The sequence below is a fragment of the Kribbella sp. NPDC002412 genome, from assembly GCF_053592935.1.
The window spans coordinates 1-21,798 of the sequence record NZ_JBSFBL010000013.1; the positions used below are offsets into that span (position 1 = coordinate 1).

The 21,798-nt window shown below is 69.9% G+C and carries 21 protein-coding genes; 4 read left to right on the plus strand and 17 right to left on the minus strand.

Going from position 1 to position 21,798, the window contains the following annotated elements; genetic code table 11:
• Positions 1-74: 74 nt before the first annotated feature.
• Positions 75-1,694, minus strand: coding sequence for a chaperonin GroEL (gene groL, locus ACWCOV_RS12985; RefSeq protein WP_449829445.1), 1,620 nt, complete (start codon positions 1,692-1,694; stop codon positions 75-77).
• Positions 1,695-1,820: 126 nt separating this feature from the next.
• On the minus strand, positions 1,821-2,117 hold the full coding sequence (gene groES, locus ACWCOV_RS12990; RefSeq protein WP_130384566.1) for a co-chaperone GroES: 297 nt from the start codon (positions 2,115-2,117) through the stop codon (positions 1,821-1,823).
• A gap of 325 nt (positions 2,118-2,442) precedes the next feature.
• Between groES and ACWCOV_RS12995 the strand changes: the two genes are divergently transcribed.
• The 3 genes from ACWCOV_RS12995 to ACWCOV_RS13005 are packed head-to-tail and all read left to right on the plus strand — an operon-like array spanning position 2,443 to position 5,000.
• The gene (locus ACWCOV_RS12995) at positions 2,443-3,036 is read left to right on the plus strand and encodes a peptidoglycan-binding domain-containing protein (protein ID WP_449829446.1); all 594 of its coding nucleotides are present in this window, start codon (positions 2,443-2,445) and stop codon (positions 3,034-3,036) included.
• Positions 3,037-3,045: 9 nt separating this feature from the next.
• A complete protein-coding gene (locus ACWCOV_RS13000) occupies positions 3,046-4,215 on the plus strand; it encodes a class I SAM-dependent methyltransferase (protein ID WP_449829447.1) in 1,170 nt (389 codons plus the stop codon).
• A 29-nt stretch (positions 4,216-4,244) separates the two neighbouring features.
• On the plus strand, positions 4,245-5,000 hold the full coding sequence (locus ACWCOV_RS13005) for an alpha/beta hydrolase (protein ID WP_449829448.1): 756 nt from the start codon (positions 4,245-4,247) through the stop codon (positions 4,998-5,000).
• Between the two features lie 225 nt (positions 5,001-5,225).
• Here the strand turns inward: ACWCOV_RS13005 and ACWCOV_RS13010 are convergent, their stop codons facing one another.
• The 10 genes from ACWCOV_RS13010 to ACWCOV_RS13055 form a co-directional block, all read right to left on the minus strand.
• Positions 5,226-6,005, minus strand: a complete 780-nt coding sequence (locus ACWCOV_RS13010; RefSeq protein WP_449829449.1) for an alpha/beta hydrolase — start codon at positions 6,003-6,005, stop codon at positions 5,226-5,228.
• Complete coding sequence (locus tag ACWCOV_RS13015) at positions 6,002-6,451, minus strand: GNAT family N-acetyltransferase (protein WP_449829450.1); 450 nt, start codon at positions 6,449-6,451, stop codon at positions 6,002-6,004. The genes ACWCOV_RS13010 and ACWCOV_RS13015 overlap by 4 nt, the downstream gene beginning before the upstream one ends.
• A complete protein-coding gene (tsaD, locus tag ACWCOV_RS13020; protein WP_449829451.1) occupies positions 6,448-7,500 on the minus strand; it encodes a tRNA (adenosine(37)-N6)-threonylcarbamoyltransferase complex transferase subunit TsaD in 1,053 nt (350 codons plus the stop codon). Before tsaD ends, ACWCOV_RS13015 begins: the two co-directional genes overlap by 4 nt.
• On the minus strand, positions 7,497-7,949 hold the full coding sequence (locus ACWCOV_RS13025) for a GNAT family N-acetyltransferase (RefSeq protein WP_449829452.1): 453 nt from the start codon (positions 7,947-7,949) through the stop codon (positions 7,497-7,499). Before ACWCOV_RS13025 ends, tsaD begins: the two co-directional genes overlap by 4 nt.
• On the minus strand, positions 7,946-8,614 hold the full coding sequence (gene tsaB / locus ACWCOV_RS13030; protein ID WP_449829453.1) for a tRNA (adenosine(37)-N6)-threonylcarbamoyltransferase complex dimerization subunit type 1 TsaB: 669 nt from the start codon (positions 8,612-8,614) through the stop codon (positions 7,946-7,948). Before tsaB ends, ACWCOV_RS13025 begins: the two co-directional genes overlap by 4 nt.
• A complete protein-coding gene (tsaE, locus tag ACWCOV_RS13035) occupies positions 8,614-9,540 on the minus strand; it encodes a tRNA (adenosine(37)-N6)-threonylcarbamoyltransferase complex ATPase subunit type 1 TsaE (protein ID WP_449829454.1) in 927 nt (308 codons plus the stop codon). Before tsaE ends, tsaB begins: the two co-directional genes overlap by 1 nt.
• Positions 9,537-10,655, minus strand: a complete 1,119-nt coding sequence (locus ACWCOV_RS13040) for an alpha/beta fold hydrolase (RefSeq protein WP_449829455.1) — start codon at positions 10,653-10,655, stop codon at positions 9,537-9,539. Before ACWCOV_RS13040 ends, tsaE begins: the two co-directional genes overlap by 4 nt.
• Before the next feature lie 6 nt (positions 10,656-10,661).
• On the minus strand, positions 10,662-11,834 hold the full coding sequence (gene alr / locus ACWCOV_RS13045; protein ID WP_449829456.1) for an alanine racemase: 1,173 nt from the start codon (positions 11,832-11,834) through the stop codon (positions 10,662-10,664).
• Between the two features lie 15 nt (positions 11,835-11,849).
• Positions 11,850-12,491, minus strand: coding sequence for an HAD family hydrolase (locus ACWCOV_RS13050; protein ID WP_449829457.1), 642 nt, complete (start codon positions 12,489-12,491; stop codon positions 11,850-11,852).
• Between the two features lie 75 nt (positions 12,492-12,566).
• Positions 12,567-13,784, minus strand: coding sequence for a GH12 family glycosyl hydrolase domain-containing protein (locus tag ACWCOV_RS13055; protein WP_449829458.1), 1,218 nt, complete (start codon positions 13,782-13,784; stop codon positions 12,567-12,569).
• Positions 13,785-14,088: 304 nt separating this feature from the next.
• Between ACWCOV_RS13055 and ACWCOV_RS13060 the strand changes: the two genes are divergently transcribed.
• A complete protein-coding gene (locus tag ACWCOV_RS13060; protein WP_449829459.1) occupies positions 14,089-14,871 on the plus strand; it encodes an META domain-containing protein in 783 nt (260 codons plus the stop codon).
• Between the two features lie 35 nt (positions 14,872-14,906).
• Here the strand turns inward: ACWCOV_RS13060 and ACWCOV_RS13065 are convergent, their stop codons facing one another.
• The 5 genes from ACWCOV_RS13065 to ACWCOV_RS13085 all read right to left on the minus strand — a co-directional run bounded on the left by ACWCOV_RS13065 (position 14,907) and on the right by ACWCOV_RS13085 (position 21,696).
• Complete coding sequence (locus tag ACWCOV_RS13065) at positions 14,907-17,840, minus strand: sugar-binding protein (RefSeq protein ID WP_449829460.1); 2,934 nt, start codon at positions 17,838-17,840, stop codon at positions 14,907-14,909.
• Between the two features lie 104 nt (positions 17,841-17,944).
• A complete protein-coding gene (locus ACWCOV_RS13070) occupies positions 17,945-18,658 on the minus strand; it encodes a GAP family protein (protein ID WP_449829577.1) in 714 nt (237 codons plus the stop codon).
• Positions 18,659-18,903: 245 nt separating this feature from the next.
• Entirely contained in the window at positions 18,904-20,301 is a 1,398-nt protein-coding gene (locus tag ACWCOV_RS13075; RefSeq protein ID WP_449829461.1) for an NAD(P)H-hydrate dehydratase, read from the minus strand.
• The gene (locus ACWCOV_RS13080; protein ID WP_449829462.1) at positions 20,301-20,651 is read right to left on the minus strand and encodes a holo-ACP synthase; all 351 of its coding nucleotides are present in this window, start codon (positions 20,649-20,651) and stop codon (positions 20,301-20,303) included. The genes ACWCOV_RS13075 and ACWCOV_RS13080 overlap by 1 nt, the downstream gene beginning before the upstream one ends.
• Positions 20,652-20,700: 49 nt before the next feature.
• On the minus strand, positions 20,701-21,696 hold the full coding sequence (locus tag ACWCOV_RS13085) for a LacI family DNA-binding transcriptional regulator (RefSeq protein ID WP_449829463.1): 996 nt from the start codon (positions 21,694-21,696) through the stop codon (positions 20,701-20,703).
• Positions 21,697-21,798 lie beyond the last annotated feature (102 nt).

Below are 21,798 nucleotides of genomic sequence, written 5' to 3' on the forward strand. Positions count from 1 at the left end.
CCCGCTCCGCCGCCGCGCGACTGGCCTCGCTCGCCCCGACCCGGCTCTTCGCCAGGCTGTTGTTCGACCTGAGGTCAGTGACCGTGGCCGTGGCCGTGGCCCGCCGCGGCGGGCTCCTCTTCCTCGGGCTTGTCGACCACCAGGGTCTCGGTGGTCAGCAGCAGCGCGGCGATCGAGCCGGCGTTGGCGAGCGCGGACCGGGTCACCTTGACCGGGTCCAGCACGCCCTGGGCCAGCAGGTCGCCGTACTCACCGGTGGCGGCGTTGAAGCCGCTGCCGGACTCGAGCTCGGCCACCTTCGACGTCACCACGTAGCCCTCGTAACCGCCGTTCTCGGCGATCCAGCGCAGCGGCTCGACGATCGCCTTGCGGACGATCCGGACACCGGTGGCCTCGTCACCTTCGAGGTCCAGGCTGTTGTCCAGCACGGCAGCCGCGTGCACGAGAGCGGAGCCGCCACCGGCGACGATGCCCTCCTCGATCGCGGCCCGGGTCGCGGACACCGCGTCCTCGATCCGGTGCTTCTTCTCCTTCAGCTCGACCTCGGTGGCCGCGCCGACCTTGATCACGCAGACGCCACCGGCCAGCTTGGCCAGCCGCTCCTGCAGCTTCTCGCGGTCCCAGTCGGAGTCGGTGCGCTCGATCTCGGCCTTGATCTGGTTGACCCGGGCCTCGATCGCGTCGGCCGCGCCGGCGCCCTCGACGACGGTGGTGTTGTCCTTGGTGACGACGATCCGGCGAGCGGTGCCGAGCACCTCCAGCCCGACCTGGTCCAGCTTGAGGCCGACCTCGGGGGCGACCACCTGCGCGCCGGTCAGCGCGGCCAGGTCCTCCAGCATCGCCTTGCGGCGGTCACCGAAGCCCGGCGCCTTGACGGACACCGAGGTGAAGTTGCCGCGGATCTTGTTGACCACCAGGGTGGACAGCGCCTCGGCCTCGACGTCCTCGGCGATGATCAGCAGCGCCTTGCCGGACTGCACGACCTTCTCCAGCAGCGGCAGCAGGTCCGCGATCGCGGAGATCTTGCCCTGGTGGATCAGGATGTACGGGTCCTCCAGCACCGCTTCGCCGGCCTCGGCGTCGGTGATGAAGTACGGCGAGATGTAGCCCTTGTCGAACTGCATGCCCTCGGTGAACTCGAGCTCGGTGCCGAAGGTGTTCGACTCCTCGACGGTGATCACACCGTCCTTGCCGACCTTGTCGAAGGCGTCCGCGATCAGGGCGCCGATCTCGGCGTCCCGGGCGGAGATGGTGGCGACGTGCGCCATGTCGCCCTTGTCGTCCACCGCGCGGGCGGTGTCGACCAGCTTGGCGGAGATGGCCTCGACGGCCGCCTCGATACCGCGCTTCAGGCCCATCGGGTTGGCGCCGGCGGCGACCGCCCGCAGGCCCTCGTGCACCAGCGCCTGCGCCAGCACCGTCGCGGTGGTGGTGCCGTCACCGGCGATGTCGTTGGTCTTGGTGGCGACCTCCTTGGTCAGCTGCGCGCCAAGGTTCTCGAACGGGTCGTCCAGCTCGACCTCACGGGCGACGGTGACACCGTCGTTGGTGATGGTCGGAGCGCCCCACTTCTTGTCCAGCACGACGTAGCGGCCCTTCGGCCCCAGCGTCACCTTCACCGTGTTCGCGAGCTTGTCGACGCCGCGCTCCAGGGCGCGCCGCGCGTTCTCGTCGAACTCGAGGATCTTCGGCATGAAAAATCCAGTCCCTCTCTGAAATTCGCTCTTCGTGACAAGTACGAGCTCGCTGGCCCCAGACCGACTCCGCCCCGGCGCCGGTACGGCACCAGGGCGGTGTCAGTCAGGAACAGCGAGCAGTCGTCACTTGCTGACGACTGCGAGGATGTCGCGGGCGCCCAGGATCAGGTAGTCCTGGCCGTCGTACTTGACCTCGGTGCCGCCGTACTTGGAGTAGATGACCTTGTCGCCGACGGCGACGTCCAGCGGGACGCGGTTGCCGTTGTCGTCGATCCGGCCCGGACCGACGGCGAGGATCTCGCCCTCCTGCGGCTTCTCCTTGGCGGTGTCCGGGATCACCAGACCGGACTTCGTGGTCTGCTCGGCTTCGAGCGGCGCGACGAGGACGCGGTCCTCGAGCGGCTTGATCGTGACCGACACTTGCTGACCTCCACGGTCGATTCGCTTGTCTGTGGTTCTGCGATGGTCGCGCTCCCCTGCCGTCGCGGGGGTCAAGGGCCGGACCGCTGGCACCCTCCACCGGAGAGTGCCAACTCCGAATCTAGGCCGCCTTTAGCACTCGGTCAACTCGAGTGCCAGAATCTCGCCGACGGCGAACCCGGCCCGCCTTTCACAAGGTCAGCCGCAGCGTGATCAAGTCGCTGCGGAATGTGGTCAAGTGCTGGGCCAACCCGGGGTCGCCGTGGGACCGTTCTGTCTGTACGGCGTCCCGGCCGCTCCGGGACCGGGTGCCCGAGGAGAGACCATGGCCCTCAGCTTTCCCTCTCTGCCCAAACTGTCCGGCCGCACTGTCGCGGTCCTGGCCGCGGCCGGAGCGCTCGCGGTCGGCGCCGTCGCCGCAGGCGCCTCGAAGGACCAACCCACCGCAGCGCCCGGTGCGGACGCGCCGGCCGTCGCGCCACCCGAGCAGGCCCCGGCCGCGGACACTGCCAGCACTAGAGCCGCCGCTGCAGCCGCTGCACTGCCGCAGTGCCGGTCAGCCATGCTCGTGCCGGTCAACCGGACCTGGGGCATCCCGATGCCGTCCGTGTACGGCGCCTCCAGCACCTACTGCAACCTCATGTACGGCGACGACCCACACCGCGGCTCCACAGTGTTCGGCGACCCGGACACCGCGATCCGCGTCCTCCAGCGCAACCTGAACTTCTGCTACGGCACCAAGCTCGCCATCGACGGCGTCTACGGCACCAACACCCGCGCAGTGGTCCGGATGGTCCAGCGCAGGCACAAGCTCGTCGCGGACGGCATCTACGGCCCGAAGACCCGCTCGGCCATGAACTGGCGCCTCTACTCCATGTCCACCCGAAGCTGGAGCAGGAGCTGCTCGAGCCCCCTTTAAAGTGACGGGGTGACAGTCACTGGCTTGCTGGACGGCGCCGGCGCTGAGCTGCTTGCCGAGGCGTGCACGAGCTTCCAGCCAGGCCGAGAGCTCCAGCTCGTCGAGAAGCTTCGCCGGCAGTACGACGCCACGCTGGTGAGCGCTGCGGTCACACAGGCCTCGTTACGTCACCGGGCCGCCGCCAAGTTCGGTCCAGACGCGGCCCGGATGTACTTCACGCCAGATGGCCTGGAGCAGGCGACCCGCAGCACTGTCGGCTCGCACAGGGCGCAGCGCATCGCAGGGACACTGCCAGGCAGCAGCGTGGTCGACCTGGGCTGCGGCATCGGCGGCGACCTCATCAGTGCCGCACGCGCCGGCCTGCGGGTCACCGGAGTCGAGCGTGACCCCGCCACCGCTGACGCCGCCCGCGCCAACCTGGCTGCACTCGGGCTGCCGGGCGAGGTGGTCGTCGGAGACGCCGAGTCCTTCGACCTCACGCCGTACGACGTGGTGTTCGCGGACCCGGCGCGGCGGGCGGACGGGCGGCGCGTGTTCGACCACAACGCCTACTCGCCACCGTGGTCCTTCGTCACCGAGCTCCTGAACCGCACGGCGTGCGTGAAGGTCGCGCCGGGCATCCCGCACGACGCCGTACCGGAGGGCGTGGAGGCCGAGTGGATCAGTGACGCCGGTGAGGTGAAGGAGGCAGCACTGTGGTCCGGTCGCCTGTACGCCGGCACTGCGCGCCGGGCGACGCTGCTGCCTACCGGCGCGACCGTCACCGATGCGCCCGAAGCTGGTAGCGGTCCAGCGGGCCAGTACATCTACGAGCCGGACGGCGCTGTGGTGCGCGCCGGCCTGGTGACTGCAGTCGCCGCCGCTGTCGACGGCTGGTTGCTGGATTCGCGGATCGCCTATGTCACGGCTGACAAGCTCGTGCCGACTCCGCTCGCGTCGGCGTACGAGGTGCTGGAAGAGCTGCCGTACAAGGAGAAGGCCCTGCGCTCGTGGGTCCGTAGCCATGACGTCGGCACCCTCGAGATCAAGAAGCGCGGCGTCGACCTCGACCCCGCCCAGCTGCGGAAGAAGCTGGCGCCGAAGGGAACCGCGACCGCGACGCTGATCATCACGCGCATCGGCCGCGACGCGATTGCCTACTCCTGCCGTCGAGTCGCACCCAGCGCGTCGGCCGGTTGACCTGTATAACTGCCGTCTGGGAGGTGGCCATGCTGAACGTCGGTCGGTCCGCGGTCCTCTTCGTCATCCTCGCGTTCGGACTGGCCGGATGCGGGTCCGATCCAGCCGTACCGCCACCGAGCTCGCCGACGACTTCCGCCCCGATCGGGATGATGGCCGCATGCCCGTCCCAGGACGCGAAAGCGTTCACCGCGCCGGTTGCCGGCGGCACCACGGTCAGCGGCGTGCAGTTGGGTGACGCCGGTCGGGCCGTCGTGCTGTCCTACGAGTGGGGCGGATCGCCGTGCGACTGGTCCGGAGTCGCGACCGAGCTCGTCGCCCGCGGCTACCGGGTCGCGCTGTGGGAGTACGGCACCCTCACCGGCTTGGATCGGGTCAAGGAGCTGCAGGCCGTTGTGGACCAGGTCCGGGCCGCCGGCGCGACCGAGGTCGTGCTGGCCGGCGGCTCGATCGGCGGCTGCATCTCCATGATCGGCGGCTCCATGATCACCCCAGCGGTCTCCGGTGTCGCGGTGTTGAGCTGCGCTTCCTGGTACGACGTGGAGCATCGGTTGCCGACCACGCCGCTGGCCGCAAAGCTCCAGGTGCCGTCGCTGTACCTGGCCAGCGACGGCGACAGCCTGCCGGTCGCCGAGGTGCACAAGGACTTCGCCGCCGTCCCTGCCAAGGACAAGAAGCTGGTCGTGGTCAAGGGCTCCACCGCGCACGGCGTCGAGCTACTGGACGAGACCGAGACGGCCGCGAAACCGGCGCTGTTCGCCTTCCTGGACCGGATCACCCGATAGCGCCACGAACTTGCGTCGTGAGTACAGTCGAACATATGATCGATCTTACGTGCGGGCCTTCGGGAGGCTTCCGGTGGGCGAGGTGCTGCGTCTGCTGCTGCAGCCTCCCGGAGGCCCGCCACTAAGCCGTCACGTCGGGGAAGTGATCCGTTCACCTGGGTGGGGCAGGGTCAGGGGCAGAACCGGCCTGCCGCTGGCCGTTCACCTGGGGAGTAAGCGGCGCACTCACCCCAGGTCTCTGCCCGCTGCCGTGCCCTTCCCCGCACTGCAGCGCGCGACGATCGGCAGCCGGAGACGCGCCGCCGCGATCGACCACACCGCGGCCGGCAGTGGAGTCTTCCGACCGTGCTGTGCAAGCAACTCGTCGCCGGTAGCAGCTGGCTGTGCATCGTCGACCGTCGAAATACCAAGGGCCATGGCGGTGAAGTCGGCGACCAGGGTGTTCCAGTCGGCTGGACGACGCAGCATGGCGTGGGTTTCCCCGGCGACCGCGCAGACCCGCACCGGTGTCCCGGCGGCGCGCAGACGGTTGGCGTAGGCGGCCGTTGCCCGCGGGTCGGTGATCCTGTCCTCGGTGCCATGGGCGAGGGTGACCGGCGGCCGAAGCGCGGTGAGCGGCTCACCGGGCGGCAGCCAGGGAGCCAGCGCCAGAACCCCCGCGACGCGCGGGTGATCGCCGACCGCGAGCACCGCACGCCCACCCATCGAGTGCCCGATCAGCACCACCCGGCGAACTACCGGCGGCAGCTCGTCGAGCACAGCACGAAGGTCAGCGACGGGATCGGCGGCAGCGCCGTTCCACCCGCGATACCGGTAGCGCATCAACCCGACCGCGGCGTCGGGTGCGGCTGCCCGCGCGGACCAGGCGAACGGCCACATCCGGAGGATCGGCGGCCGCCAGGTGTGCGGGACCGCCTGCGAATTCTCCATCCCACCGTGCGCCAGCAACACCAGATCCGTCGCCTCCGCCGGATGCCGGACCAGGTCCACCCCCGGACGGGTCATCGGCGACCGTAGAGGTCCGCGGCGTCCCGGCGAACGACCATCGTGCCGCCCGGATCGGCGAGCTCAGCGAAGCCGTGCCGGCGGTAGAGCTCGTGGGCGTCCCGGGTCGACAACATGAATCGCCGCAGCCCCTTCAGCTCCGGGTGGTCCATGAGGGTGGCGACGACGAACTTGCCCAGCCCGTGACCCCGGAACTCCGGGACCACGAAAACGTCCGCGATCCACGCGAACGTCGCCCGGTCGGTCACCGCCCGCGCGAACGCCACCATCGCGCCGTCGGCCGCATAGACGCCGACGTTCAACGACCCCGCGATCGAGCGCTCCACGACCTCCCGCGGGATGCCCTGCGCCCAGTACGACGTACTGAGAAAGCCGTGCACCACGTCGACGTCGATGCGCTCGACCGCGTCATCGGCCTCGAAGCCGTCCGGCCCGGTCCACCTCACTTGTTCAGCACCTCGGTGATCGGCATCGACGAGTCGGCCGGCAACCCGAGCGGGGACGCCGCCTTCCCGGCCCGGACCAGCTCTGAGCCGAGCGCTGCCACCATCGCGCCGTTGTCGGTGCACAACCCCGGCCGCGGCACGCGTACGGCGATACCGGCTTCGGCGCAGCGTTCTTCGGCCATCGCCCGCAGCCGGGAGTTCGCCGCGACCCCGCCACCGATCAGCAGGTGCTCGAAACCACGGTCCTTGCACGCGTCGATCGCCTTCCGGGTGAGCACGTCGCACACCGCCTCCTGGAAGGCCGCGGCGACGTGGTTCACCGGCACGTCCTCGCCGTCCCGGCGCCGGGCCTCGACCCACCGGGCCACGGCCGTCTTCAGGCCGGAGAAGGAGAAGTCGAACCGGTGCCGCTCCAGATCCCGCTGCGACGTGAGTCCGCGCGGGAACGTGACGTACAGCCGGTCACCACCGTCACGGGCCGCTTTGTCGATATATGGACCGCCCGGGAACGGCAGCCCCAGCACCCGCGCGACCTTGTCGAAGGCCTCCCCCGCGGCGTCGTCGATGGTGCTGCCCATCGGCACCACGCCCTCGGTGATGTCCTCGACCGCGAGCAGCGACGAGTGCCCGCCGGACACCAGCATCGCGACACAGCCCTTCGGCAGGTCGCCGTGCTCCAACGTGTCGACGGCGACGTGCGCCGCGAGGTGGTTCACGCCGTACAAGGGCTTGTCGAGCGACAGCGCGAGGCCCTTGGCCGCGGCGACACCGACCAGCAGCGCGCCGGCCAGGCCGGGCCCGCTGGTGACGGCGACCGCGTCGACGTCGGTCGGCTTGATCCCGGCGGTCTCGCAGGCGCGCCGGATCGTCGGGACCATCGCCTCCAGGTGCGCGCGGCTGGCGACCTCCGGCACGACGCCGCCGAAGCGGGCGTGCTCCTCGACACTGGACGCGATCGCGTCGGCGAGCAGCGTCTGCCCGCGGACGATCCCGACCCCGGTCTCGTCACACGACGTCTCGATCCCCAGGATCAGGGGCTCGCTTTTCACTCTTCGTCCTCCCGCCACCGCATGATCACCGCATCCTCGCCGCCGGCGTAGTACCCGCGCCGCCGGCTGATCTCCTCGAACCCGAACCCGGCGTACAGCCCGACCGCCGACTCGTTGCTCGCAGCAACTTCCAGCAAAACCGTCCGGCCGGCGCACTTCGCCAGCGCCGCCGTCATCAACTGTCCGCCGATCCCGGTACGGCGCTCGGCCGGCGTCACCGCGATCCGCAGCAACTCGACCACGTCCAGCGCCACCGGCGGCACCAGCAGGACGACGTACCCGACGACGGCTCCTTCGTCCGCGACCAGGATGACCCGGTCCTCGGACAGCCGCTCGTACTCGCCCGTCCACGAGACCGTACTCCACGCCTCCGACCCGAAGCACACCTCGTCCAGCGCGACCAGAGCGGGCAGGTCGTCCGCGGTCGCCGGTCGAATGGCGGGTCTCACTTCGGCAGCACGCTCTTCGGGCCGCCCGACAGCGTCACGTCCGGGCGGCGCAGGTACAGCGGTTCCGGTCCGACGACCTCGAGCGTCCCGGTCGCGACGCCGGTCGCCAGCACCTCCGCCGAGGGGTACTCGACGACTGCGACATCCGCGACCCCGAGCGCCTCGGCGTACAGCACCGCGCCGCGTCCGATCACCGGCAGGCCGGACAGGACGTGTGCCACCTCGGCCGGCTTGTCCACAGCCGGTCCTTCCAGCCGGCGGCGGCTGCCGTCCGCGGCCGGACCGTCGTACAGGGCCCAATAGATCTCTTTGCGCCGCGCATCCGTCGCGACGGCCACGGGCAGCGCGAGGTCGGTCTGCCGGGCCAGGATGTCGAGGCTGCACACGCCGGCGACCTCGATCCCTAGTACGTCGGCCATCGTGCGAGCGGTCACCAAGCCGACCCGCAGCCCGGTGAACGGGCCCGGTCCCACACCGACCGCGATCTTGGTCAGGTCGCGCACGGAGCGGCCCGCGGTCTCCAGGCACGAGGCGATCGCAGGCGCGAGCAGCTCACCGTGCCGGAGCGCGTCGATGGTCGTGGAAGACGCCAGGATCTCCCCGCTGACCGGATCGGCCAGCGCAACCGTGACCGCAGCACTAGAGGTGTCGAAAGCAAGCAACATCAGTTCTTCTCCAGTACAGACACGCGGAGTCCGGACGCGGCCCAGCGGGGGCCGACCGGGGTGACGCGGATCTCCCGGGTCTCGTCGGTGTCGTCGTCGCCGCGAGTCACCACGATGTCCAAGCGGTCCGGCGCCAGCGATTCGGCCAGCCCGTGGCCCCACTCGACCACGGTGACCGCGTCGTCCAGGCTTGCGTCGAGGTCGAGGTCGTCCAGCTCGGCGAACCCAGCCAGCCGGTAGGCGTCCACATGCACCAACGCCGGCCCACCGGCCAGCGAGGGGTGCACCCGCGAGATCACGAACGTCGGCGACGTGATGTCGCCGCGCACCTTCAGCCCGGCGCCGAGGCCCTGGGTGAACGTCGTCTTGCCCGCGCCCAGGTCACCCGACAGCACGAGTACGTCGCCCGCGCGCAGCTGACCGGCGATCTCCTCGCCGATCGCCCGCATGTCGTCGGCCGTCGGCACGGTCAGCTCGGCCGGCATCGCCTTCGCGTAGATCAGGTTGTGGTCGTGCTGCTCGACGACCGAGTACCCGCGCCGGCGCCAGAACTCCACGGTGTCCGGCAGCTCGACCCGAGCGACCAGCTGCACCCGGCTCAACCCACGCCGTACGGCGACCTCCTCGGCGCAACCGACCATCGCCGAGGCGACGCCGCGCGCCTGGTGCCGCGGGTCGACCGAGACGCGGCGCAGGTTCAGGACGTCCCCGGTCTCCTCGAACAGCACCGCGCCGGCCGGGGCGCCGTTGACCCGGACCAGCAGGCCGCCGTGCTTGGTCACCGCGTCGGTGACGGTGGTCGCGTTCTCGGACAGGGCGGTCGACGGCGGGTCGAGCACCCGGCGGGCGGAGAACGCGTGGTGGATCACCCCGACGATCTCGTCCGCGTGCTCGGCGGTGGCGTCGACGACGTGCAGGTCGGTCATGTGTGTCCCAAGGATTGTTCGGCTCGCTCGATCATGCCAAGGAGCGCGGCCGTGAACTCACGGTGGTGCTCGATCAGGCCCAGGTGCCCGCAGTTCTTCACCTCGACCAGCTCCGCGCCGGGCACGTGCCGGACGATCTCCTCGGCGTGCTCGAATGGGGTCAGGTGGTCCTTGTCGCCGCCGATCACGACGCACTCCACCTTCTGCAGCGGCTCCAGGGCGTCGTACTTGTCGTGCAGCGCGAAGATCGGGTAGAACTCCGCGATCACCGAGATCGGCGTCGCCGCGATCATCTCGTTGACGAACTCGGTGAACGCCGGCGGCACCTCGGAGCCGAACGAGTACTTCCGGGTCAGCAGGTAGCTGATGTCGGTGCCCGCCTTCCGGCTGCGCTCGACCACATCCGGGATCCGGGCCAGCGCGGCGACCGTCGGGGTCGCCAGCGCGCGGGCGAGCATGCCGACCTTGCCCGGGAACACGATCGGGACCCGGTCCAGCGCGCCCGCGCTGGTCGAGCACAGGCCGACGCCGATGATCCGGTCGCCGAACAGCTCCGGGTGCTGCTCGGCCAGCGCCATGATCGACATGCCGCCCATCGAGTGGCCGATCAGGATCACCGGGCCGGTCGGCGCGAACTCCTGCAGGATCCCGTACAGGTCGCGGCCGAGCTGCTCGATGCTGACGTTCTCCTTCGGCGACCGCCCGGACCGGCCGTGCGACCGCTGGTCGTAGAACACCATCGTGCCGATACCGGCCAGTTCGCGGCGCTCGAAGTGCCAGCAGTCCATGTTCAGCCCGTAGCCGTGGGCGAAGATCACCGTCAGGTCTTCCGGCGGCAGCGGCAGTTTCTTGCCGAAGCGACGCTTCGGTGGCGCCGCAGGCCGGCGGGACCGCTTCAGCTCGTCGACCTCGACGTACAGCTCGACGCCGTCGTCGGCGGTGAACACGTACGGCGTGCCGCGCAGCGAACCGAACGGCTCGGCCTCGAGCTGCGCGCGCTGACTCGAACGGCGGCCGATGACCTGCCGCTCGACCGCGACCCCGGCCGCCGCTCCCGCGGCCAGCACCCCGACCGCGGCCCCGATCAGACCGGCGGTCCGCCCTGCCTTGGACACCACGGTCTACCTTTCGATCGGTGCGGTGGAGCTGTCGACGTACCGGCGCGGAATCCGGGCGCCCAGCCTGGTGACGATCTCGTAGTTGATGGTCCCGGCCGCGTCGGCCCAGTCGTCCGCGGTCGGCTCGCCGCCGGTCCCGGGGCCGAACAGCACCACCTCGTCACCCGCGTCCGCCGGGTCGTCCTCGAGGTTGACCACGCACTGGTCCATGCAGATCCGGCCGACGATCGTTCGGCGTTCGCCGCGCGCCTGGACCGGGCCGCCGTTCGACGCGTGCCGCGGCAGGCCGTCGCCGTACCCGAGCGGGATCAGGCCGAGGGTCGACGGCCGCGGCGCGGTCCAGGTCAGGCCGTAGGAGACGCCGGCGCCGGCCGGGACGCGTTTCACCATCGCGAGCCGGGCCTTCAGCGTCATCGCCGGGACCAGGCCCAGCTCGGCCGACGGCAGCGCGTGCCCGAACGGCGAGAGCCCGTACGTCGCGACGCCCGGGCGGACCAGGTTGAAATGGGTCTCGGGCAGCGCGAGCGTGGCGCCGGAGTTGGCCAGGTGCTTGAGCTCGGCGTCGACGCCGAACGACTCGGCCATCTCGACGGCCTCGGTGAACGTGGCCAGCTGCGCCTCGTTGGCGGCGCTCTTCGGCTCGTCCGACGACGACAGGTGCGACCAGATCCCGACGATCTCGATCCGGCCCGCCTTGGCCTCGGCGAGCGCGGCCCGGATCAGCGCCGGCCACTCCTCCGGTACGGCGCCGCCGCGGCTCATGCCGGTGTCGATCTTCAGGTGCACCCGGGCCGGCCGGTCCACGACGCCGGCGGCCAGCTCGTCGATCTCCCACGGCGCGCCCGCGGACAGGTCGATCCCGGCCGCGATCGCCTCGGACAGCGGCTCGCCCGGGGTGGTCAGCCAGCAGAAGATCGGGCCGGTGTCGCCGGCGTCACGCAGCGCGAGGGCCTCCTCGAGCACGGCCGCGCCGATCCAGGCGGCTCCGGCTTCGCGGGCGGCCTGGGCGACCTGGACCATGCCGTGGCCGTAGCCGTCGGCCTTGACCACGGTCATCAGCTGGGCGCCCTCGGCGCGGGCACGCAGGGTGGTGACATTGTGACGAATCGCGGCAAGGTCGACGACCGCCTCGGCGCGGACCGGGCGCTCGCCGCCAAGTGACTGGAGGGTAGACATAGCTCCTCCAGTGTCTCAGGCCCCGTCGATCAGTTCGGCGAGGGCGGCCATGTCGTGGAAAACCGCGTCCGCCGCGGACAGCTTCGCCGGGTCCGTCATCCCGGCGTACCCGAAGACCGTCATCCCGGCCGCGTTGGCCGCGGCGACGCCGAGCGGACTGTCCTCGATCACCACGCAGTCACCGGGCTTCACGCCCAGAAAGCTCGCGGCGTGCAGGAACAGGTCCGGGGCGGGCTTGCCGTGGGCAACGTCCTCCGCGCTGAAGATCCTGCCCTCGAAGCGGTCCAGGAAACCGACCGCGGTGAGCGCCGTGCGAATCCTGCGATGGGTGCCGGACGACGCGAGACAGTACCGGACCTCCTCGGCGTCCAGGTGGTCGAGCACCGCTTCGACACCGGCGATCGCCTGCAGGTTGGCGAACCCGTCGAACAGCCGCTGGTGGTAGCGGTCCTCCAGGTCGGCCGGCAACGGCCCACCCAGCTGCGCCTCGGCCTTCTGCCGCATCGAGGCCATGCTGCCGCCCATGAAGTCCCGGACCGCCTCCTCGAAGCTGTACGGCAGGCCCGCCTCGGTCAGCAGTTCGGCCAGGATCGTGTTGGCCAGCCGCTCGGAGTCCACCAGCACACCGTCGTTGTCGAAGATCACCAGTCCGGTCACGCGAGCAACCCTATGCAATGCGGCCGCCGCAACAGTTGTTGCGGCGGCCGCCGGGATGCGCGAGAGCGCGAGGGGTCAGTTCTCCTGGATGGAGAAGTCGGTGAAGCTGAAGCGCTGCTTGGTGTTGCCGGTGGACACCACCTCGACGCCGAAGTCGACCTGCCAGGTCGTGGCCTTCGGGGCCCAGCCGCGCTTGACCATGTCGTTGAAGAAGTCGGCCAGCGGCATGGTGCCGGACTTCTGCGTCACCTGGGACACGTACGCCGTGTAACCGTCCTGGTGCCAGACGTCGTAGGTGAAGCCGCCGAAGGTCACGGTGCCCACCTTGCGGCCGGCCGGGACCTGGCCCTTGTTGTCGGTCCAGATCATCAGCTCGTTGTTCAGGCCGTCACCGATCCACGCGTCGAACGCGACGTTGTAGATGCAGCTCGGACAGTTGGCCGGCGTGGTGGCGGCGAACTTGGCCGACTGGATCTTCGACAGCGGGACGTCGTCGTAGTCCTTGTGCACGTTCGGGTACGCCTGGACGCCCTTGTCACCGGGCAGCGGCTGGGTCACATCGACCCACCAGTTGTCCCAGCTGCAGGCGCCCAGCGTGTAGGTGCCGTTGTCGTTGTTCCACATGTTGTTGTGGACGTAGTACGCGCCGAAGGTCCGCCCGGCGCCCTGGTTGTTGGTCGCCGTGGTGGTCCACACCGGGTTGGTGCAGCTCTTCGCCGGGCTACTCGTCGACGTCGGGGTGGACGTCGCGGTGGGAGTCGACGTGGCCGTCGGTGTCGACGTCGCGGTCGGGGTCTTGGTCGGGGTGGAGGTGGTGGTCGGGCTCGACGTCGGCGTCGTGGTCGGCGTGGGGCTCGCGGTCGGGGTCGGAGTGGTCGGCTGCGGCGGCGCCTCGACGAAGTCGTAGTGCGCGGTGTACCGCAGCCGGGTGCCGGCCTGGTACCTGTCGCCGTTGCGGCTCAGCGCCCGGAGACGGTACGTCTTGTCGTTGGTCTGGGTCGGGTCGATCGACAGGATCGACGGTCCGGCCGCGGTCGCGGTGATGGCGACCGGCTTCGCGGCGAAGCCGTGCGCCACGGTGCAACCGGAGTTCGCGTCCAGGACACAGGTCTCGACGCGACCGACGCTTGGGAGGGTCGAAGCCGTGCTGTCCGTCGCGGCGCTCGTCGTGGTCGCGGCGACAGGGGAGTCCTTGGCCGCCTGAACGGCGATGGGCGCGGCGACAAGCGCACCCATGGCAAGGAACACCGCCGGGACGACGATGCGGCTACGGGCAGTTCGGGTGGGGGGCATGCGAAACATTCCTCGTCTGCTCGATGGGCCCCACTGACTGCCCCAGCACTCCAGCGCGGCCCTCAGCTTTTCGGTTGGTTTCCCCAGTGAGGCCAGGAGCAGCCGGCGTCCCCGTAGACACCGTACCGATCCGGGCAGACCGGGCACCGAGGGGGTGCCGGCCCTGTCCTTCACGTTCGCTCTCGCGCGTACGGCGCCTGACGTTATCCAACCGTGATGTGAAAGGCCAACCCCGGGGTACCGATTTTACGCAGAGTGCACAATGCAACGCTCGTTTGCCGGGCCGCGTCCTTAGGGTGTGAAGATGCGGATGATCGCGGTCGCCGGAGCGGGTCTGCTGCTCGGTCTGGCCGGCTGCGGAAACGAGGCCGGCACCGGTGGTGACAGCGGTGTATCGCTCCAGGGCAGGACCTATCTGTCCACCGCCGTGACCGAGGACGGGAAGCCGAAGCAGCTGGTTCCGAACTCCCGGATCCGGCTCACGTTCTCCGACGACGGCCGGTTGATCGCGGAGGCCGGATGTAACTCCATGCAGTCGGCGGTGGACACCGGCGACGGCAAACTGTCGCTCGACAAGCAGCTGGCCACGACCGCGATGGGCTGCGACGAACCCCGGCACCGGCAGGACGGCTGGCTGTCGAAGATCCTGACCTCCGATCCGGCCTGGAAGCTCGAAGGCGACCGGCTCATCCTCACCTCCGGCGGTACGACGATCTCGCTGACCGACCGCGAGACTGCCGAGCCCGATCTCGCCCTCGACGGCACCAAGTGGTCGCTGGAGACCGTGATCAGCAACGACACCGCCGCCCACCAGGCCGGGTCCGAGAAGGTCTGGATCACCATCAACGGCGAACGCGTCACCGGTTCCACCGGCTGCAACGAGCTCCAGGGCAAGGTTGCCCAGGCGACCGGCAAGCTGACGTTCGGCGAGCTCGCCACCACCCGCCGCGCCTGCCCCGGCGACGCGGGCAAGCTCGAGCAGACTCTCTTGAGCGGACTCAAGGGCGACGTCAGCTACGAGATCGACTCCAACCGGCTGAAGCTTCGTGCCGCCGGCAACGGACTCGACTTCACCGGCGCCCGGTGAGGTGGTCCACTCGCGACCACCTTCGTCCGCAAGGGTCAGCGCAGCCGGACGTCGAAGGCCTGGACCTTGTTCTGCGGGGTCTCGTAGGAGACCAGCAGGCGGCCGTCCTTGGCCAGCTTGGCCTGTTCGGCGGGGGTCAGCGGGATGGACCAGCGGCTCGTGCCGCGGGTGAGGTCCTTGCTCGCCTGCTTCACCACGTGGCCGCTCATGTCGGGTGACCACGACGGCGTGGCGCCGTCGGTGACCGCGCAGGGCGTCAGGCCGTAGTCGGGTGGCGGGTCGGCGGCCGGTGAACAGCTGGTCGTCCAGACCGGGATGGCGTCGATCGCGCCGGTGGTCAGGAACGCCCGGGCGGTCCCGGTGCCGGCGGACCGGGTGTAGATGTCCACGCCGGCTTTGCCGAGGTCGGCGTACAGGATCTTCAAATCTGTCGTCGGAACCCGGCCGGAGATCGGCACGCCGTTGCGCGCGGACTGGGCGATCGTCTGCGGGGAGAGCGCGCCGTTGAGGTTCGGGTTCGAGACGTTCGGCGGCGCCGGGGTCGTCGGGCGGTCCGCGGGTGGCGTGTAGCCGGGCAGGGTCGCGAGTCCCCAGCGGTACGGGTCGGACTGGACCGACCCGAGTGCGGACCAGCCGAGTCGCGTGCTCATGTCGATGTGCCGCAGAGTCGTCGTACCGGCCGCGGACGTGTCGTCGTTGTCGTACGGCGTGATGTTGAGCCCCAACCTGGACGGGTCGACGGCCGCGGGCAGCGTCGCCAGCGGGATCTTCACCTCGAGGTCGTAGCCGCCACCGGCGTACGCGTGCGGGACCGTGGTCTCGTTGCTGCCCACCCACTGGGCCGTCGAGGCGACCTGGACGCCGGGCGCGTTGCCGGCGTCGAGCTCGCCGCTGGAGTAGCCCTGATGGTTGTCCGCGTCCCGCGACCAGCACGGCCCGCCGCTCTGGCTGAACGGGAAGATGCCCAGCTTGAACGTGTTCGCGGTGTCCATCAGCGCCTGGGACGCGGTCCCGCGCGGGTCGAGCAGGATCTCGACCGAGTCGGCCTGCCAGTGACCGACACACTCGGCCGGAGTCACGGCGTACGACTGGTAGTCGTCACGGACGTGGATGAAGAAGTACAGCGCGTCATCCGACCAGCTCACCTTGGCCGTATTGCCTTCACCTGTTGACGAAACGCCGCAGTCGTCCACGCCGGTGCAGTTCGTCGCGCCCTGCCAGATCCGGCCGAGGTCGAGGGTCGGACCCGGGTACTCGCCTGGCTCGGCCTTGCCGTCCACGACCGGCTGCGCCCGCGGGATGGTTGTCGTCGGCACCAGAGTCAGCGTCAGCGTCTCGCTGCCGGTCGCGGTCCGGATCGGGATGGCGACGTTCTGGGTCGCGGGCAGGGCGGTGTCGGTGTTGGTCAGCTTGAAGGTGACTGTCGCCTCGCCGCCGGGTTGGAGGTCGTAGGGCTTCGACGGCGCGTCCACGGTGAAGTTCGCCGGGAGCTCCAGCGAGACGGCGCCGCTCTGCGGTTGCGCCGACCAGTTGTGAACCACGACCGGTACGTCGATCGTGCTGCCGATCGCCATCGACTGGATCGCCTGCGAGCGGCCGAGACGGCTGGCCTGTGGCGCGGTCGTTTCCAGCCACTCGTCGTACTCCTGCCAGTTGCCCCACCGCTGGAAGCGGCCCTCGGCGGCGGCCACGATGCGTACGACGTTGTCGGTGTAGCCGGTGGCCTTCGCGGTGGTGTAGGTCGCGGCGATCTTCGCGTTCTGGTCGACCGGGGCGTTGGCCGCGGGGGTGACTGTGAACGTGACGTCGGCTTGCGCGCGGGCTGGGACCGGTTTGGGGCCGTCGGTGGTCCAGCCGGGTGGAACGGTGAGGTTGATGTTGCCTGGGGCAAGCTCTCCGTTCGGCGCCTTGAGGTGCACGGTGGCCTGGAACGGTTCGCCGGCGACGTTGTAGAAACGGCTGAAGGTCAGGTACTGCAGTGTGCCCAGCGGCAGGCCGCCGGGGTCGGGTTTGGTCGCGCCGAAGAGGATCGCTTCGTCCAGCCCGGCCGACGGGCTGGTGTTCGGCTGGAACGGCACGAACGACTGGGTCATCGCGAAGCGCGGGCAGGCCGGGGTCGAGGTGCCCTTGAACATCACCCGGCTCTGGGTCGGGTACGCCGCGCGGCCTTCGTCCGCGACCTGCTGCCAGATCTTGGCGGAACCGGCCGGCTGTCCTTGCAGGTTCCCGGCCGGCCACTCGTACGGCGACTCGTAGCCGGTCCACACGCCCGCGACGGTGTCGAGGCCGCTCGGGGTGAAGCCGGTGGTGCAGTTGGCGGCGGCCGTCGTACCGCCGGTTCCCGCCGTACTGCCGCCGGAGAACACCTTCTTCACCTGCCAGGTGCTGAGCGCGTTCGGACCCTCGAGCTGCTCGGGGAACCTGGTCGGGTCGGCGGCCGCGAGCACGCCCTCCCAGATCAGCCGCCCCGCCTGCTGGTGGTTGCCGTGCCCGGCCGCGAGCGTCGGCGTGAACCCGATGTAGATCTCCGGCTGCGTCTCCCGGATCACCCGGGTGACGCGGCGCAGCGTCTCCTCCTCGTCCCAGAAGTACTGCGTCAGCGGCGCACTCTGGTTGTAGAAGAAGTCGATCCGGTCCAGGTTGAAGATGTCCACGGTCCCGGACCGGTAGTGCGCCACCCGGTCCTCGTTCTCCCGCCGTAACCCGAGATCCGGCCCGAGCTCGGACCCGACCGCGTTCCCTCCTCCCTCGCCGCGCGTCACCATGATCACGCCACACTTCACGCCGTACCGCTGATGCCACACCCCACAAGGCCCGATGATGCTCGTGTCGTCATCCGGATGGGCCCACTCCCCCATCACATGAATCTTCGTTTTCGCATCAGCCACATACCCCGTGCTCACAGCCTCAGCAGGCACCGGCAACGCGGCAACAAGCGCAAGTACGACGAACACCACGAACCGCTTCATGTGCAATCTCCCAGGGGCGACGGAGGCACCAGCCCTCCAGTCCTATCCGTGCCACCCCACCCCCGCAACCGCTCCCGTGGTGTCGCCCACCCGGTATCCCCCGGTCAGAAGCTCTCGATGCCTTTGCCGAGCATGACTACGCCGATGACCAGGAGGAGGACTGCCATCACCGTGGAGCTCTCGCGGATCAGCCACGCGTGGAGGGATTCCAAGGGTGCGGCTGCGCGGTCGGCGGCGGTGAGGTAGGCCAGGACTGGGATCGCGACCGTGGCTGCGGCGATGGCAGTGAAGATCGCGAGAGCGAGGATTGTCTGAGTGGTGCTGAGCTCACCGGCGCCGATGGCGACACCGGCACCGGCCGCGAGGATGAGGTTCTTCGGGTTGAGAGCCGAGAGCAGGAAGCCGAAGCCGAGGCCCTTGACCGGCGTGAACGTGTCGACGGCCGACATCCACTTCGGCAGGTCCGGTTCGGCGCCGGCTGCTGGCCGACCCCGCCACTGCTTCACCGCCAGCACGATGAGCAGCACACCGAGGGCCAGTTTGATCACACCCTGGACCGGCCTCGAGGCATCGGGATCGCCCTCAGGCAACAGCGACGACAGCAGCGTGAACGCAGTAGCGGCCACCACCACGCCAGCGACCCAGCCCCCAAGGAACGCGACACCGGTCACCTTCGCCCGCGGCGACAACAACATCAGAATCGCCGCCATCACCGGGACCGGACTGATAGCCACCCCCAATGCCAACGGAAGAATCTCCCCAACCACCTCACCCACCGCCGCGCCCCCTTTCAGTCCAAACGTCGAGAAGCAGGCCACGACCTGACGTCGTGGGGTCCATCTCACTCGCCGCGAGTGAAGCTCAGGCTAGCGGTGACCTGTCGAATCCGGCTGCTTCGTGCGCGAAACAACGACAACAGTCCAGCGACAGCGTCGACTGACGGACGGTCCGACCAAACCACCTCGCCGTCGAAGGCGCGGCGGCAGCCGCGCAGATGGGGGTGGGAGGGAGCAGCCGGCGAGGACGCGACCTAGGAGCGAGCGTAGCTGCTGCGGTGGGGGGATCAACCCTGCAGGAGTTGGCGGGTGGCTTCGGGGAGGGCGGCGGCTCCTGAGAGGGCGGTGATCGGGCCGGAGGCGGAGGTTAGGTTGGCGGCGGCGGCGTGGAGGTAGGCGCCCAGGCTGGCGGCGTCGAGGGTGGTGAGGCCGGCGGCCAGGAGGGCTCCGCAGAGGCCGGCCAGGACGTCGCCGGCGCCTGCGGTGGCTAGCCAGGGGGTGGCGTTGGTGTTGACGCGCACGTGGCCGTCGGGGGCGGCGATGACGGTAGTGGAGCCTTTGAGGAGGATGGTGGCGTCGTAGCGCTCGGCGGCCAGGCGGGCGTGTTTGAGGCGTTCGGCCTCGACGGTGGCGCGGTCAACGCCCAGCAGTCGGGCCAGTTCGCCGGCGTGTGGTGTCGCGAGTACGCCGGTGTGGTCGCCGGAATCCTCGAGGGCTCGGAGGCCGTCTGCGTCGAGGACGATCGGCTCCTCGGCGTCGAGGAGATCGCGGACCCGGCTGACGTCCAGCTCATCCCCCAGACCAGAGCCGACTGCCCACGCCTGCACGCGCCCCTCACCGGCAACGATCTCCGGATGGGCTGCCCGGACTTCCGCCGCCACTGCGTCGGGACCGACGTACCGGACCATGCCGAGCGGGCCGCCGAGCGCACCGGCCGTGGCGATGACGGCAGCTCCCGGGTACTGGGCGGATCCGGCCATCAACCCGAGTACGCCGCGGGAGTACTTGTCGGACTCGCCGTGCGGGACGGGGTACAACGCTCGTACGTCGGCGGCCTGAAGCGACTCGACGGGAGCGGGTGGGAGGTCCAGGCCGATGTCGACCAGGTGAACCGGGCCGCAGGCGGTGGCGGCAGGGTCGATGAAGTGGCAGATCTTGTGGGTGCCGAAGGTGACGGTCAGGGCTGCCCGGACGTGAGGTTCCGGGGTCTCGCCGGTGTCCACGTCGACCCCGGACGGGGTGTCGACGGCGACGATCGGGATGCCCTTCCGAGCGGCCAACTCGACGGCGGCTAGCGCGTCCGGACGCAGACCGGGACGACCGCCGATCCCGACGATGCCGTCCACGACCACCTCAGCGTCCGCGATGTCGTCAGTCGAACCGACCCGTCCGCCGACGGCCAGCAGCGCCTCCAGTCCAGCGGCGTGTGCTTTCTCCGACAGCAGTACGGCGGTGACGGAAGCACCGCGTCGAGCCAGCCGGACCCCGGCGTACAGGGCGTCGCCGCCGTTGTCGCCGGACCCGATCAGCAGCACGACGCGGGCGCCGTACGTGTGACCGAGGAAGTTGCTGATGGCAACCGCGAGGCCGGTGGCGGCGCGTTGCATCAGGGTGCCCTCGGGGAGGCGCGCCATCAGGTCGGCCTCGGCTGCGCGGACCTGCTCGACGGTGTGCGCGCGACGCATCAGCCCTCCAGGATGACGACGGCGGAGGCGATGCCGGCGTCGTGGCTCAGGGACAGGTGCAGGCTCTGGACGCCGAGCCGGCCGGCCTGGTCGGCGACGGTGCCCTTGATCTCCAGCCACGGGCGGCCGGTCTCGTCGGTCTGCACCTCGGCATCGTGCCAGTGCATGCCGGCCGGCGCACCGAGCGCTTTGGCCAGCGCTTCCTTGGCGGCGAATCGGGCGGCGAGCGAGGCCGGTGGTCTGGCTGCCTCGGAAGGAGTGAAGACGCGATCCCGAAGACCCGGTGTGCGTTCGAGGGTCTTCATGAACCGCTCGACGTCGACCACATCGATTCCCACGCCGACGATCATGTCCATCACCCTAGCCGTCGGCCTGGCAAGACCTGGAAGCAGTTGTGGGTCAGACGCTGGGCGGCGCCGAGGTGCTCTGGCGGATGCGCATGTCCACGGCGAGGTCCATGCGGAGGGCGGCCGGGGTGACGCCGCGGGCCAGGTCGAGGACCATCCGGGTGGCCAGCTCGGCCATCTGGCGCAGCGGCTGGTGGACCGTGGTCAGCGTCGGCGAGACCCATTGCGCCACCGGGAGGTCGTCGTACCCGACCACTGACAGGTCGCGTGGGACCTCCAGCCCGAGCTCCCGCGCGGCCTGGTACACCCCGAGCGCCTGCAGGTCGCTGCCGGCGAAGATCGCGGTCGGCCGCTCCGGCAGTTTCAGCAGCGCCAGCGCCTCGCGGTGCCCGCTGTCCACCTCGAACTCCGCCGCCCGGATCAGCGCCGGGTCGATCTCCACCCCGGTCGACCGGAGCGCGTCGGTGTACCCGTCGACCCGCATCCGCGAGCACAGCGTCTCCACCGGCCCGCCGATCATCCCGATCCGGGTGTGCCCGAGCTTGCGCAGGTGCAGGGTCGCCATCCGGCCGCCGTTCCAGTTGGCCGAGCCGATGGACGGTACGTCGTCGCCCTCGTCGCCGACCGGGTCGACGACCACGAACGGGATCCGCCGCGCCTCCAGCTGGGCCCGCTGGTCGGCGTCCAGGTCGGAGAACACCATGATCACGCCCAGCGGGCGGCGGAGCAGGACGGACTCGATCCACTCCTGCCGCGGCCGCCGGGCGCCGCCGCACTCGGACAGCACCAGCTCGACGCCCTCGGCGCGGACCACTTCCTCGACGCCGCGGATCAGCTCGACCGCCCAGGCACCGCCGATCTCGTGGAACACCAGGTCGATCATCGGGCTGCTCGCCGTACTGGTGGTCCGGCGCCGGTAGCCGTGCTCCTGGATGATGCTCTCGACCTTCGCCCGGGTCTCCTCGGCGACGTCGGAGCGGCCGTTCAGCACCTTGGACACGGTGGGCACCGAGACCCCGGCCTGCTCCGCAATTTTCGAGATGGTCATCCGCTGACCCACGACGTTCCTCCACCCGGTTCGAGGCTGTGCAGGCAGCAGAATACAAGCTAACCTCGTCTGAAGTATCGTAAATTTGTCCGAAACTTTCGA